The sequence below is a fragment of the Pseudomonas sp. WS 5532 genome, from assembly GCF_012985445.1.
Lineage (GTDB): Bacteria > Pseudomonadota > Gammaproteobacteria > Pseudomonadales > Pseudomonadaceae > Aquipseudomonas > Aquipseudomonas edaphica.
In genome coordinates this window covers 47,344-60,531 of record NZ_JAAQWK010000032.1, presented here as the reverse complement: position 1 = coordinate 60,531, position 13,188 = coordinate 47,344, and the positions used below count along the sequence as shown (strand labels likewise).

The window sequence follows — 13,188 nt, the reverse complement described above, 5'->3', positions numbered from 1 at the left end:
GAGTGGGGTCCGGGTGGCGAAAACGTAAGAAATACTCGTCGAATTGATTGTTTTTTGATCATTTGGCGAGTTTAAAAGTTGCGCTAGGTGGTATGCCGGGGAAATACATGGCTACTTCAGACCATCCCTAACGCACGTATTGCGGCATACTTTTGCGACGCATTACATGATGAATGGTGGAGATATTCTCACGCTGCAAAAAGCGTTGGGGCACGCGACGTTAGCTATGACTCAGAAATATGCGCATTTTAGTCCTAGGCATATGGTTGAAGTCGTGAGGCTCAACCCATTAGCGAAATTGAACAGAGATGAATAAAGGGAGTTATGCATGAGCCTTGCTCAGTGGGAGTTAGACCTGTTTATAAGGGAGGAACTAGAAGTTCATTTTCGTAAAATTGATATTATTCAGAATACGGAAGTCAATCCGAAACAGTATAGTGGTCCGGGAACAGTGTCCGTAAAGGATGGAAGGCTAGAGTATATTCTTCACCATGCGTTGACTGATGAGGCGAATGATAGAACGTTGCAAACCGGCCTTTATGGTGAGGCAGGGCAAGTTATAACCGCCGAACAGTCGTTTAGATTTTCTGGGGTAGATGTACATGGGCGGAAGTGGGACGCTTTAGAGACAGATACTCATCGAGGGGTCTTAGGTCGGAATGGGGCGGTTGTGATAGGTGAATTGCAGTGTCTACGCACCGAAAAAAAATCTGCACCTATAGAAGAGAACTACGTTAATTATCTTATTGCAGTCAATGGCTTTTTTCCTCGGCGGGGAGCAATGCCGGAGGGGCGCTTGGATTTTACCGTCCAAGATATAAACGTCTGCGCCAGTATCGATGAGTACGGATGTGAGCTATCAATCTCAGGTTCACAAGTAACTGAAGTATCCAGTAGTGCAATACTAAAAGTACTTGAGATGGTTTCGGGTTGCCTGTTCCAAGTCAGGGCAGTTGAGTTTCATTATTCTGGAGCTTGCTGGATGGAATTGCGCTCTATAAATTCAGATCTTTCCAATAGACAGCTGCATCCACCAATAGAACTGTCAGCGCTTCAGCCTGGAAAAAGCTTAGAAGATTTTTTTTCAAAATTTTATGGTTTTTTTCTGATGGAGGGTGAAAAGCTTTATGATTATTGGTATCAGTTGAATAGGGCTTGGCAAGGAGGTTTTCAAGCAGCAAGTTTATCTATATGCATATTTATTGAGGGGATGCTCAGAGAGTATTTTGGCCCGCAAGGGCAGGATGCTGAATTTCATAAGTTGGCTGAAGATTCGTTATCTGAGGTTTCCAAGTTAAAGATTGATAGCCGTGTTATTGAGTTGCTCAAGGGGAGTATTCGCAATGCGGGGCAATTCAAGGCTAAGACTGCGTTGCACCTCTTGGAGAAAAATGGCGCGGTTTCCAAGGGGCTTCCAAGTAAATGGACGAAATTACGTAACGATTCTGCGCATGGGGTACGTGCGGGTGAGGGGTACACAGCCCAGCAGCGCCAGTTGGATTTGACTTTCAACAATCTGAAGCTTTTCTACGAAATTATTTTTCACCTAGGTGGCTATGAAGGCTCTCGCATTGATTACGGCACGCATGGATTCCCCAATAAATTAGGCACAACGGTGCAGAGAGTGAGTCCCTAAGAGAACGACGGTGGACACTTTTTGGACACTTTCGGATTATGAGGTTGAGAAAACGCATCAATAGTACAGTGCCAAAAACGACGAAAGCCGCGCAATGCGCGGCTTTCTTGTTTGGTGGGCCCAGTAGGACTCGAACCTACGACCAAAGGATTATGAGTCCTCTGCTCTAACCAACTGAGCTATAGGCCCTCAGTAGGACGCGGATTATAGCGACGGTTTCCGTGCTGTGCCATCCGAAAAGTCTGAAACCCGCATATGAAGAAAAGTCTCGGCAAAAAGCTCCGGCGGCAGCGGCAGGCTGACGATGTAGCCTTGCATCTGTTCGCAGCCTTCGGCGGCCAGGAAGGCTTGTTGTGCGGGGTTTTCCACGCCTTCGGCGATGATGGTGAATTGCATGCTGTGGCCCAGGGCGATGATGGCGCGCACGATGGCGGCGTCGTGGGGGTCGTCGGGCAGGCCGCGCACGAAAGACTGGTCGATCTTGAGGAAGTCCAGTGGCAGGCGCTTGAGGTAACTGAGTGAAGAATAGCCGGTGCCGAAGTCATCGATGGCCAGTTGCACGCCCAGGTGCTTGAGTTGGTGCAGCACTTCGAGGGCTTCTTCGGCCTGGCTCATGATGAAGTTTTCGGTGATCTCCAGTTGCAGGCAACCGGGCTCCAAGTGGTAGTCGTGCAACAGTTGTTCGATGCGCGCGAGCAGGTTGGGGTGACGCAGTTGTGCGCCGGCGAGGTTGACTGACAGCGGGCCGAAATCGTTGAAGGCGCGTTTCCAGGTGTGCATCTGACGGCAGGCCTGTTCCAGTACCCAGTCGCCAATCTGCAGGATCGTGCCGTTCTCCTCGGCCAGGGCGATGAAGTGTTCCGGCGGCACGTCGCCAAAGGTCGGGTGGTGCCAGCGAATCAATGCTTCGGCGCCGATCAGTTCCTGGGTGACCAGGCTGAGCTTCGGTTGGTAGTACAGAAACAGCTCTTCACGCTCGATGGCACGGCGCAGTTCGTGCTCGAGGGCCACGCGTTCGTTGGCCTGGGCGGTGAGGTCGCGAGTGTAGCTCTCGACACGGTTGCGGCCTTTGGCCTTGGAGCGGTACATCGCGGCATCGGCGTTTTTGACCAGGGTAGCGACGTCGGTACCGTCCTGTGGATAGAGGCTGGTGCCGATGCTGGCGCTGATAAAGAACTCATGCTCGCCGGCCTGGAACGGCGGGGTGAAGCAGGCGAGCAGTTTATTGGCCAGGTGTTCGGCATCGCTGGCTTGTTGCAGGCCGGGCAGCAGGATGATGAATTCGTCGCCGCCCAGGCGTGCCACGGTGTCGATGTCGCGCAGTTGCTCCTTGAGGCGCACGGCGATGTCCTTGAGCAGCAGGTCGCCGACGGGGTGGCCGAGGCTGTCGTTGATATGCTTGAACCGGTCCAGGTCGAGGAACAGCACGGCGCCTTGGTGACCGGTTTCTTCCTGGCTGGTGAGGGCGGCTTGCAGTCGGCTTTCAAACAGGGTGCGGTTGGGCAGGCCGGTCAGTGGGTCGTGGTGTGCCTGATAATCGAGGCGAGCCTGGGCGTGCTTGAGACTGGAGATGTCGGCAAACACGGCAACAAAGTGTGTGATCAACTGGTCGCGGTTACGCACGGCGCTGATGGTCAGCCAGCTGGGGTATAGCTCGCCGTTTTTGCGGCGGTTGGAAATCTCGCCCTGCCAGTGGCCGTGAGCCGTCAATTGATGCCACATCGCCGCATAGAACGCGCTGTCATGCAGGCCGGAAGCGAGCAGGCGCGGCGTGCTACCAAGGGCTTCGGCTTCGCAGTAGCCGGTGATTTCGCTGAAAGCACGGTTGACGGCGCTGATGTTCTGCCGGGTGTCGGTGATCAATACCCCTTCGGCCGTGCTCTCGAACACCGTGGCGGCCTGTTGCAGTTTTTCCTGCATCACTTGGCGTTCGGTGATGTCACGGGCGATGGTCAGCATGCAGTCATCCTCGCCGATGGGCAGCGGCCGGCTGGACACTTCGCACAGGCGAATCAAGCCGTCGGCGCGGCGGATATGGCAGACGAAGTCACGCACAAAACCGTCGCGTTGCATCAGTTCCAGCATGTGCTTGCGTTCGTTGAGGTCGACCCAGATGCCCAGGTCCAGGGTCGACTGGTCGAGCGAGTTCGCACTGCTAAAGCCCGTCAGGCGGGTGAAGCCTTCGTTCACTTCAATCAAAAGCCCATCGCGTTGGCGGCTGAGCAGCAAACCGTCGGGTGAGGCGTGGAAGGCCTTGGCGAATTTCTCTTCGGAGGTTTGCAGCAGTTGCTGGGTTTCCTTGAGTTGGGTGATGTCACGCACCACCACCACCAAGGCTTCTGTGGTGTCGAGTTGGAACGGTTCGGCGGAGATCAGCCCGGTAAACGCCTGGCCATTGCTGCGCAGAAATGGCATTTCCAGGTTGCGGATGCTGGTGGTCTGCACACGTTGCAGCAGGTCGGGGCCGACGCCTTGAATGCCCCAGATGTTCAGCTCGGTGGCGGTTTTGCCCACGACTTGTTCGGCGCTTAGCCCAATCTGGTCCTCGAATGCCTTGTTCACCTCCAGCAGGCAGCCATCAGAGAGGCGGGCGATGACCAGGATGTCCGGGCATTGCTGAAACACCGAGGCAAACTTCTCTTCGGAAAGCTGCAAAGCCTCCTCTGTGCGCTTGGCTTCGCTGATATCGATCATCAAACCGCGCAACACCGGCTCATGGCCGTGCTCGATCAGGCTGACGATATCGCGCACCCACAAGCAACGGCCGTCGGCGGTAATCACTCGATAATCGAGGCTGTGATCGCGGTTGGCGCGGGTTTCCTGGAAGCAGAATGCCTCCGCTCGGGTCAGGTCGGCAGGGTGGATGATGTTGCGCCAGAAGCCTGGAATCAGCCAATGGGCGCGGGGATAGCCCAGCAGGTCTTCGGCGTGGGGCGAAACGTAGCTGTAGGTGAAGTCGGTGATGCTGGCTTCCCAGGCAATCGCGGACAGGCTCTCGACCAGGCCGCGATAGTGGTATTCGCTGCTGCGCAACTCTTGCTCAAGGGCGACTCGCCGGGCAATTTCCGAGCTGAGCCGGCGGTTGATGCGAATCACGATGGCCAACACGGTGCTCAGCAGCAGCACCGCCGGCAGGCCGTACATCAGCAAGTCGGCCCAGAAGGTGCGGTGATCGGTGAAGCTGCCGACCCAGTGTTGCTGGATCGCGTCGGTTTCGTCGGAGCTGAGGTCAGCGAGGACTTTGTCCAGGATGCCCACCAGTATTTTCTGGTCGCGCGGCACGCCCATCGCCAACTGGTACCGATAGGGCGTTTCGCCGCTGACGTATAAACCATCCAGCTTGAGCTGGCGCAGGCTCCAGACGCTGGAGGCGAGGTCGCCGACAACCGCATCCACTTCATCGGTGGCCAGGGCTTGCAGCGTCGAGCTGACGTTCGGCATGGCCACCAGGTTGAGGTCGGGATGGTGGGTGCGCAGTAATTCGTGCGGCGCGTAGTTTTCCACCACGGCGATCTTCAGGCCGTACAGGTCTTTAAGGTTGCGAGGTTTCGCGCCGCCCTCATGGGCGAGGATGACGATCGGGAAATCCAGGTACGGACGTGTAAAGGCCAGGTAATTCTGGCGTTCGGGCGTCGACATGATGCCGGGCAACAGGTCGAGCTGGTTGTTTTTCGCCTGTTCGAGCACGGCGGTCCAGTTTTCCGGCTCGATGAGCTTGATCCGCACGCCCAGGCGGTCCTGGATCAGGCGTACATAGTCGGCTGCGAGGCCTTGATAACGGCCATTTTCATCACGGTATTCGAAGGGCGGCCAAGAAGCGTCCACCCCCAGGCGCAGCTCCTGATGGTCCGCCAGCCAGCCACGCTCATCATCAGTAAGAGTCAACGCGCCAGCCGTTGCGGTCCAGGCGAGCAGCGACAGCAGTATCACGGTCGGCAGTCTGGGCATAACGGTCTCGTTATGGCACGGGGAATGTTTCGAGTGTAGACGGGCATTGCGGGGGAGGGGGTGTTGCGGGGGAAGTTAATCCATAGAAAGTAATCTATGGAAAACAAAACCCCCGGCCTGGGCCGGGGGTTCTGGTATCACTCGTCGAGGAAGGAGCGCAGATGCTCGCTTCGCGTCGGGTGGCGCAACTTGCGCAGTGCCTTGGCTTCGATCTGACGGATCCGCTCGCGGGTCACGTCAAACTGCTTACCGACTTCCTCAAGGGTGTGGTCGGTATTCATGTCGATGCCGAAACGCATGCGCAGTACCTTGGCTTCACGGGCAGTGAGGCCGGACAGTACGTCGCGAGTCGCTTCTTTAAGGCTCTCAACAGTGGCGACATCGATTGGCGACTGCATGGTCGAGTCTTCGATGAAGTCACCCAGGTGGGAGTCTTCGTCATCACCAATCGGCGTTTCCATGGAGATCGGCTCTTTAGCGATCTTCAATACCTTGCGGATTTTATCCTCAGGCATTTCCATGCGTTCGCCCAGCTCTTCCGGGGTCGGTTCGCGACCCATTTCCTGCAACATCTGCCGGGAAATACGGTTGAGCTTGTTGATCGTCTCGATCATGTGCACCGGAATACGGATGGTGCGAGCCTGGTCGGCGATCGAGCGAGTGATCGCCTGACGGATCCACCAGGTGGCATAAGTCGAGAACTTGTAGCCGCGACGGTATTCGAACTTGTCCACCGCCTTCATCAAGCCGATGTTGCCTTCCTGGATCAGATCGAGGAATTGCAGACCACGGTTGGTGTACTTCTTGGCGATCGAGATCACCAGACGCAAGTTCGCTTCAACCATCTCTTTCTTCGCGCGGCGGGCCTTGGCCTCACCGATCGACATGCGACGGTTGATGTCTTTGATTTCAGCAATCGTCAGACCGGTTTCGGTCTCAAGCGCGGTCAGCTTCTGCTGGCAACGGATGATGTCCGGCTGCAGGCGACCAATGGCTTCGGCGTATTTCGCCTTGCCTTTGGCCAGTGCGTCGGTCCAGCTTTCGTCTACTTCGTTGCCCGGGAACTGGCGCAGGAAGTCAGCCCGCGGCATACGTGCATCACGTACACACAGCTGCATGATTGCGCGTTCTTGCGCACGCAGACGTTCAAGGGCACTGCGAACACGCTCAACCAAGCCTTCGAATTGCTTCGGTACCAGCTTGATCGGCATGAACAGCTCAGCCAGGGCCACCAGCTCGGCAATCGCCAGCTTGTTGGAGCGACCGTGCTTTTTCAGGGCCTTGCGGGTGATTTCCATTTGATCGGAAACCGCACCGAAACGCTGGGCTGCGATGATCGGGTCCGGGCCGCTTTCAACTTCATCTTCGTCGTCGCTGCTGGCTTCAGCATCGTCGTCTTCGGTGTCGTCGTCAGCCTTCGCGGCTTTCGCATCGACGGGCGGCGGTACTTCGGCGGCAGGCGGCGCAATGCCGTCGTCCGGGTCGATGTAGCCGCTCAGAACGTCAGACAGGCGGCCACCTTCGGTGGTGACGCGAGTGTACTCGGAGAGAATGTGGTCAACCGTGCCTGGGAAGTGCGCGATTGCGCCCATCACTTCACGGATACCCTCTTCAATACGTTTGGCGATTTCGATTTCGCCTTCACGTGTCAGCAGCTCGACGGTACCCATTTCACGCATATACATGCGCACAGGGTCAGTCGTACGACCGATGTCGGTCTCCACCGCTGCCAGCGCAGCAGCCGCTTCTTCAGCAGCTGCCTCGTCGGTATCGGAGTCGGCCAACATAAGGGCGTCCGCATCCGGAGCACTCTCGTGTACGGGGATCCCCATGTCATTAATCATGCGGATGATGTCTTCCACCTGCTCAGGATCTGAAATATCCTCAGGCAGGTGATCGTTGACCTCTGCGTAAGTCAGATATTTCTGCTCACGACCAAGGGTGATCAACTCTTTAATACGAGACTGTTGTTGCGCTTTTCCGGACATAACACCCTATCCACTGAAGGTCTTGGCGGGCAAAAAACAAGCCGAGGATTATACCCGAGCTATGACCTCACACGCCAGCTGAGGTCGGGTTAGATGTACAAACATTCTGTTTTAAGAGGTCGCGCATCTGTTTTGCTATCTGAATTTGCTCTTCAGCCGACAATCCCGGCTGCCTTGCACGCTTGATCAGCTCATCCAGGGTCTGCGTGTGCTGACCTGCGGATAACCTAGTAATGGTGTCTAAAAACTGTTGTTCAAGGTTGTCGCCGTCAATTAGCCACTCCTTTTCCGCCAGTGCTTTAAGCAAGCGTCCTTGTTCGGTGCCGTGCCAACGAGCCATCAATTGAATTGAGTTTAGCTTAGGATTTTTCTGTACCGCCTCAATCAAGGCGATCAGTACCTGAGCATACGTGTTGCTCTCGTTGGCAAAGTGATCGGCGCTCTCAACTTTTTTTGCCAATTGCGGGTGGTGAATAAGTGTTCGCAGCGCAATGAGCGTTGGAGCTTCGACGGCGACAGGAGTTCGCGGCGCGTATGCCTCGTCGCGGTCACCGCGTTTGCCGTTCTTGTTCCAGGGTTTCTTGTCCCATTTTTTACCGCCGGCGCCGGGTTTCTTCGGTGTCCACTCCTGCTGGGGCGCATAGGCCTCCTGCGGTTGGTGGAAGTCGGAATAGTCCGGCATGGCGTCGTAATCCATGCCTGGGTCGTAGGCCGGTGGGGCTTCCTGCGGTGCGCTATGCACCAGCTGGCTGACGGCCTCGCCACTCAGGCCGGTGATTTCCAGCAGGCGCATGCGCATCAGTGACTTCAGGTTGGCGCCTGGCACTTTGTCGATCAGCGGCGCTGCGAGGGTGGCCATGTGGGCCTTGCCTTCGAGGGAGCGCGGGTCGGCTTCTTCGGTTAACTGCTGGAAGAAATAGTCCGCCAGCGGCTGTGCGTGTTGATTGATGCGGGCGCGGAAGGCGTCGGTGCCTTCGGAGCGCACCAGGGTGTCCGGGTCTTCGCCTTCGGGCAGGAACAGAAAGCGCGCGCGGCGCCCGTCCTGCAGGCTCGACAGCGTGGCTTCGAGCGCACGCCAGGCGGCGTTACGGCCGGCCTGGTCGCCGTCAAAACAGAACAGCACGCTGGGCACCACGCGAAAGAGGCGCTTCATGTGCTCTTCGCTGGTGGCGGTGCCCAGGGTAGCGACGGCATTGCGCAGGCCTTGCTGCGCCAGGGCAATGACGTCCATGTAGCCTTCCACCACGATGATTTCATCGAGGTTGCGATTGTTTTTGCGCGCTTCAAACAGGCCGTAGAGTTCCTGGCCCTTGTGAAATACCGGCGTTTCCGGGGAGTTCAGGTATTTAGGCTTGTCGTCCCCGAGCACGCGGCCACCAAAAGCGATGATGCGGCCACGGCTGTCGCGGATCGGAAACATCACGCGGTCGCGGAAGCGGTCATAGCGCTTGCCGGTCTCGGCGTTTTCCACGAGTAGACCGGCATCGATCATGGCCTTCTGCTGCAGCGTATCGCTGCTCAGATGCTTGTACAGGTTGTCCCAGCCCGGCGGGGCGAAGCCCAGGCCAAAATCCCGGGCGATCTCACCGGTGAGGCCGCGACCCTTGAGGTACTCGACGGCGGCCTTGCGCTGCGGATGGCTTTTAAGCGCCTGACGGTAGAAGTCGGCAGCGGCCGTCAGCAGCGGGTACAGCGGCGAATCAGTGGGTTGACGCGGTTTGTGCGAGCGGCCACTTTCTTCGCGGGGGATTTCCATGCCGGCGGCTTTGGCCAGTTCCTCGACAGCCTGGGGGAAGTCCAGGTTGTCGTGGTCCATGATAAAGCCGAGGGCATTGCCGCCCGCGCCGCAACCGAAGCAGTAGTAGAACTGCTTGTCGGGGCTGACGCTGAATGACGGGGTTTTTTCTTTGTGGAACGGGCAGCAGGCGGTGTAGTTCTTGCCGGCCTTCTTCATTTGCACGCGCGAGCTGACAACATCGACGATGTCGGTGCGGTTAAGAAGGTCGTCAATAAAACTCTGGGGAATCAGCCCGGCCATGGCGTTCTCGTCATCACTGCGTGTAAATGAGGGCCCGTGAAGTGATCAAGCGCACGTATCGAGTGCTCGAACATCTATCGTTTGCATGGGGAGTGTATCTGCCGAGCATTCACTGACGTTAGTTTGTATCAGTCTTCGGCTTGGAAATGTTGCCCTGACGTCCGGTGTTGGCCAATAGCAGCCTCGGAAAAGCCTTGATGGGCACAGCCGACACAGTCGATCGTCTGTTTGTAGAATCTGTGTTGCAAGAAAAAGGGGTGTGCTCGTCAGTAGCCTTGTTAGGCTCGTCAGAAGAGACGCGCACCGCTGGCAGAAGAGCCAGTCCTGACGTGTGAAGCAGTGTCTCGGTCGCGTGTGCGGCGTCGACGGTGAAGCATCAAGCGATATCCGCAAATGCCAACAGCCCGGCTGAGGGCCGGGCTTGGCAGAAGCTTGCTACGTAAGTCTGTGTATTAGTACAGACGAACGGCGCGGCGCTGTTCGCGCTGAACTTTCTTGGCGTGACGCTTAACAGCGGCTGCTGCTTTACGCTTACGCTCAGAAGTTGGCTTCTCATAAAATTCGCGGCTACGAACTTCAGCCAGAACACCGGCTTTTTCGCAGGAGCGCTTGAAACGACGCAGAGCTACGTCGAAGGGTTCGTTCTCTTTTACTTTGACGGCTGGCATCCAGAGCTACCTTCTTTCATTACCGGGAATCAACGTTCTCGTCGCAAAAAATTCGCGGCTGAGGTCGTCGGTTTTTAAGGGTTGCGGATGTTAACCCCTCATTGACCGGAATGCAAAGCCTCTGATCGAAAACCGCTAGTCGGGAGGGGGAGTGGCGACTATTATGCGCGCCTTCGAATTCAGCCTCTACAAGGCGCAAACCCATGCTAGTACTGGGACTTGAAACCTCCTGCGACGAAACCGGTGTCGCACTTTACGACAGTGAACGCGGGCTTTTGGCCGATGCACTGTTCAGTCAGATCGACCTGCACCGCGCCTATGGCGGGGTGGTGCCGGAGCTGGCCAGCCGAGATCACGTCAAGCGCATGCTGCCCTTGATTCGCCAGGTGTTGGACGAGGCCGGCTGCGTGCCGACCGAGATCGACGCGATCGCCTATACCGCAGGCCCCGGATTGGTTGGAGCCCTTCTGGTTGGGGCCTCTTGCGCCCAGGCGCTGGCATTTGCCTGGGGTATTCCAGCCCTCGGCGTGCACCATATGGAAGGCCATTTACTGGCACCGATGCTGGAAAAAACACCGCCGCAGTTCCCGTTCGTCGCTTTGTTGGTTTCCGGTGGCCACACGCAGTTGGTTCAGGTGGATGGAATCGGCCAATACACGCTTTTGGGTGAGTCGCTGGACGACGCCGCCGGCGAAGCTTTCGACAAAACCGCGAAGATGATGGGCCTCAATTATCCCGGTGGCCCGGAAATCGCGCGGCTGGCCGAAAAAGGTGTGCCGGGCCGCTACACCTTCCCGCGCCCGATGTGCGACCGCCCAGGCCTGATGTTCAGTTTCAGCGGCTTGAAAACCTCCGCACTGAACACCTGGCAGCAAAGCGTCAGCGCCGGGGACGACAGTGAACAAGCCCGTTGCGACATCGCGCTGGCGTTCCAGCAGGCCGTGGTGGAGACTTTGACCATCAAGTGCAAGCGCGCCCTCAAACAGGCAGGCATGCAGCGTCTGGTGATCGCAGGCGGCGTCAGCGCCAACAAGGCGCTGCGTACCTCGCTGGAAAAAATGCTCGGCGACATGAAGGGTGACGTGTTCTACGCGCGCCCTGAGTTTTGCACCGACAACGGCGCAATGATTGCCTACGCCGGTTGCCAGCGCTTGCAGGCCGGGCAGCACGAAAGCCTGGCGATCAGCGTGCAGGCACGCTGGCCGATGGAGCAGCTTTCACCGCTTTAAGTGGCTTGGCTTGCGCGGGGCTCATCAACGGTATTTAAAAATGCCGTTCGCGCCCGGCAAACAGGTCGCGTAAATTGCCGCGGTGGCGCCACACGATCAGCAGTGTCAGTACGCTCATCGGCAGCAACGCCGCCGGTGCCTGCCAGGCGAGCAGCGGCAGGGTGAGTGGCGTGGCGATCAGTGCGGCCAGCGAGCTGGTGCGGGTCAGGTAGAACGTCAGCAGCCAGGCCAGCACGGCCAGCAGCGCTGCCGGAGGGTAAACCCCCAGCAGCATGCCGGCCGCGGTCGCGACGCCTTTGCCGCCGCGAAAACGGAAGTACAGCGGAAACAGATGGCCCAGGACGGCGCACACGCCCACCCAGGCCTGCTGTTGCAAGGTAAGACCGGCGAAGCTGGCGATCAGTACGGGCAACAAGCCCTTGCAGACGTCACCCAGCAGCGTCAGTACGGCGAGTTTCTTGCCGGCCAGGCGCAACATATTGGTGGCGCCGGCATTGCCTGAGCCACTCATTCGCGGGTCGGGATTTCCCGTCAGGCGGCTGAGCAAAATGGCGAAGGACAGCGAGCCGAGCAGGTAGGCGAGAATCGCCAGTAACCAAAACATGCTAACTATTCCGGGCGAGGACGCCCTGATTCTAACCGGGGCAATGCGCCCTTGTCGTGCTGCGGAGAAGAGCTTGGACAGAGTGTTTATCGAAGGCCTGGAAGTCGACACCGTAATCGGGGCCTACGACTGGGAGCGCGGCATCAAGCAATGCCTGCGCCTGGACCTTAGCTTCGCCTGGGACAATCGCCCGGCGGCCGCCGGTGACGACCTGACCCTGGCGCTGGATTACGCCAGTGTGTCCACGCGTATCCAGGCCTTTGCCGAGCAATCCCAATACCAGTTGGTGGAAACCTTTGCCGAGCGGTTGGCCGAAGTGCTGATGAACGAATTCCAGATTCCCTGGCTGCACCTCAAATTGACCAAGCCCGGCGCCGTACCGGCTGCCAAAGGCGTGGGCGTGGAGATCGAGCGCGGATGTCGCTAACTCAGGTTTACCTTGGCCTTGGCAGCAATATCGAGCGCGAGCCGCACCTGTGTGCCGGCTTGGACGCGTTGGCGAGTTTCTTGACCGATGTACGCTGCTCCGCGGTGTTTGAAAGCCAGCCGGTGGGCATCAAGAGCGGGCCATTCTTCAACCTTGTTGTGTCGGCGTATACCGACCTGCCGTTGATGGAGCTGGATCGTCGGTTGAAATTCATCGAGGCTGACAATGGTCGTTATGCCCCGGACCGCAAAGGGCTGCCGTTGGATATCGACGTGCTGCTGTACGGTGACCTGGTGGGGAATTTCGATGGTTTGATCCTGCCCCGCGCAGAGATCCTGAAGAATGCTTTTGTGCTGTGGCCGTTGTCGTTGATGGCGCCGGATCGCGTGCACCCTGAAGTCGATAAGACAATGGCCGAGTTATGGCGCGATGCCCAGATCGACCAGGTGCTGGCGCCAGTTGCGTTTGAATGGCGGGGCCAGCAGTTGACCCCGGCGGATCTACTGTAGCCGCCGATGCGCCTGGCTTGACCGGATTCAACTATGGGAGCGGGCTTGCCCGCGAAAGCGGTGGGTCAGTCAGCATCAATGTTTACTGTGCCGATGTCTTCGCGGGCGAGCCCGCTCCCACACGTTTTGCGTTTAACTGAA

The 13,188-nt window shown here is 57.7% G+C and carries 9 protein-coding genes, 1 tRNA gene and 1 pseudogene; 5 read left to right on the top strand and 6 right to left on the bottom strand.

The window, feature by feature from the left end; genetic code table 11:
* Window positions 1-127: 127 nt before the first annotated feature.
* Window positions 128-316 (top strand): annotated as a pseudogene (locus HBO23_RS31685) (tyrosine-type recombinase/integrase); the annotation flags it as partial.
* A gap of 12 nt (window positions 317-328) precedes the next feature.
* Window positions 329-1,636 carry a hypothetical protein gene (locus HBO23_RS31680; protein WP_170040787.1) on the top strand — a complete coding sequence of 436 codons (1,308 nt, stop codon included), beginning with the start codon at window positions 329-331 and terminating at the stop codon, window positions 1,634-1,636.
* 112 nt (window positions 1,637-1,748) lie between these two features.
* On the opposite strand, the gene HBO23_RS31675 is transcribed toward HBO23_RS31680, so the two are convergent.
* The 5 genes from HBO23_RS31675 to rpsU form a co-directional block, all read right to left on the bottom strand.
* A tRNA-Ile gene (locus HBO23_RS31675) sits at window positions 1,749-1,825 on the bottom strand.
* Between the two features lie 15 nt (window positions 1,826-1,840).
* A complete protein-coding gene (locus HBO23_RS31670) occupies window positions 1,841-5,584 on the bottom strand; it encodes an EAL domain-containing protein (RefSeq protein ID WP_170040786.1) in 3,744 nt (1,247 codons plus the stop codon).
* A gap of 137 nt (window positions 5,585-5,721) precedes the next feature.
* Window positions 5,722-7,572, bottom strand: coding sequence for an RNA polymerase sigma factor RpoD (gene rpoD, locus HBO23_RS31665; protein ID WP_017138049.1), 1,851 nt, complete (start codon window positions 7,570-7,572; stop codon window positions 5,722-5,724).
* A gap of 67 nt (window positions 7,573-7,639) precedes the next feature.
* Complete coding sequence (gene dnaG / locus HBO23_RS31660; RefSeq protein WP_017138050.1) at window positions 7,640-9,610, bottom strand: DNA primase; 1,971 nt, start codon at window positions 9,608-9,610, stop codon at window positions 7,640-7,642.
* 452 nt (window positions 9,611-10,062) lie between these two features.
* Entirely contained in the window at window positions 10,063-10,278 is a 216-nt protein-coding gene (gene rpsU / locus HBO23_RS31655) for a 30S ribosomal protein S21 (protein ID WP_002551877.1), read from the bottom strand.
* A gap of 203 nt (window positions 10,279-10,481) precedes the next feature.
* Between rpsU and tsaD the strand changes: the two genes are divergently transcribed.
* The gene (gene tsaD, locus HBO23_RS31650; RefSeq protein ID WP_017138051.1) at window positions 10,482-11,507 is read left to right on the top strand and encodes a tRNA (adenosine(37)-N6)-threonylcarbamoyltransferase complex transferase subunit TsaD; all 1,026 of its coding nucleotides are present in this window, start codon (window positions 10,482-10,484) and stop codon (window positions 11,505-11,507) included.
* Window positions 11,508-11,541: 34 nt separating this feature from the next.
* On the opposite strand, the gene plsY is transcribed toward tsaD, so the two are convergent.
* Window positions 11,542-12,111 carry a glycerol-3-phosphate 1-O-acyltransferase PlsY gene (gene plsY, locus HBO23_RS31645; RefSeq protein WP_170040785.1) on the bottom strand — a complete coding sequence of 190 codons (570 nt, stop codon included), beginning with the start codon at window positions 12,109-12,111 and terminating at the stop codon, window positions 11,542-11,544.
* 73 nt (window positions 12,112-12,184) lie between these two features.
* On the opposite strand from plsY, the gene folB reads away from it, so the two are divergent.
* Both folB and folK read left to right on the top strand, forming a co-directional pair.
* Window positions 12,185-12,538, top strand: a complete 354-nt coding sequence (folB, locus tag HBO23_RS31640) for a dihydroneopterin aldolase (protein WP_017138053.1) — start codon at window positions 12,185-12,187, stop codon at window positions 12,536-12,538.
* Window positions 12,529-13,047, top strand: coding sequence for a 2-amino-4-hydroxy-6-hydroxymethyldihydropteridine diphosphokinase (gene folK, locus HBO23_RS31635; protein WP_138449758.1), 519 nt, complete (start codon window positions 12,529-12,531; stop codon window positions 13,045-13,047). The genes folB and folK overlap by 10 nt, the downstream gene beginning before the upstream one ends.
* Window positions 13,048-13,188 lie beyond the last annotated feature (141 nt).

What these genes read in the sequence shown, in the direction of transcription:
- tsaD (WP_017138051.1), top strand. Translation starts at nt 10,482, where the DNA reads ATGCTAGTACTGGGACTTGAAACCTCCTGCGACGAAACCGGTGTCGCA.
- rpsU (WP_002551877.1), bottom strand. Translation starts at nt 10,278, where the DNA reads ATGCCAGCCGTCAAAGTAAAAGAGAACGAACCCTTCGACGTAGCTCTG.
- rpoD (WP_017138049.1), bottom strand. Translation starts at nt 7,572, where the DNA reads ATGTCCGGAAAAGCGCAACAACAGTCTCGTATTAAAGAGTTGATCACC.
- plsY (WP_170040785.1), bottom strand. Translation starts at nt 12,111, where the DNA reads ATGTTTTGGTTACTGGCGATTCTCGCCTACCTGCTCGGCTCGCTGTCC.
- HBO23_RS31670 (WP_170040786.1), bottom strand. Translation starts at nt 5,584, where the DNA reads ATGCCCAGACTGCCGACCGTGATACTGCTGTCGCTGCTCGCCTGGACC.
- folK (WP_138449758.1), top strand. Translation starts at nt 12,529, where the DNA reads ATGTCGCTAACTCAGGTTTACCTTGGCCTTGGCAGCAATATCGAGCGC.
- HBO23_RS31680 (WP_170040787.1), top strand. Translation starts at nt 329, where the DNA reads ATGAGCCTTGCTCAGTGGGAGTTAGACCTGTTTATAAGGGAGGAACTA.
- dnaG (WP_017138050.1), bottom strand. Translation starts at nt 9,610, where the DNA reads ATGGCCGGGCTGATTCCCCAGAGTTTTATTGACGACCTTCTTAACCGC.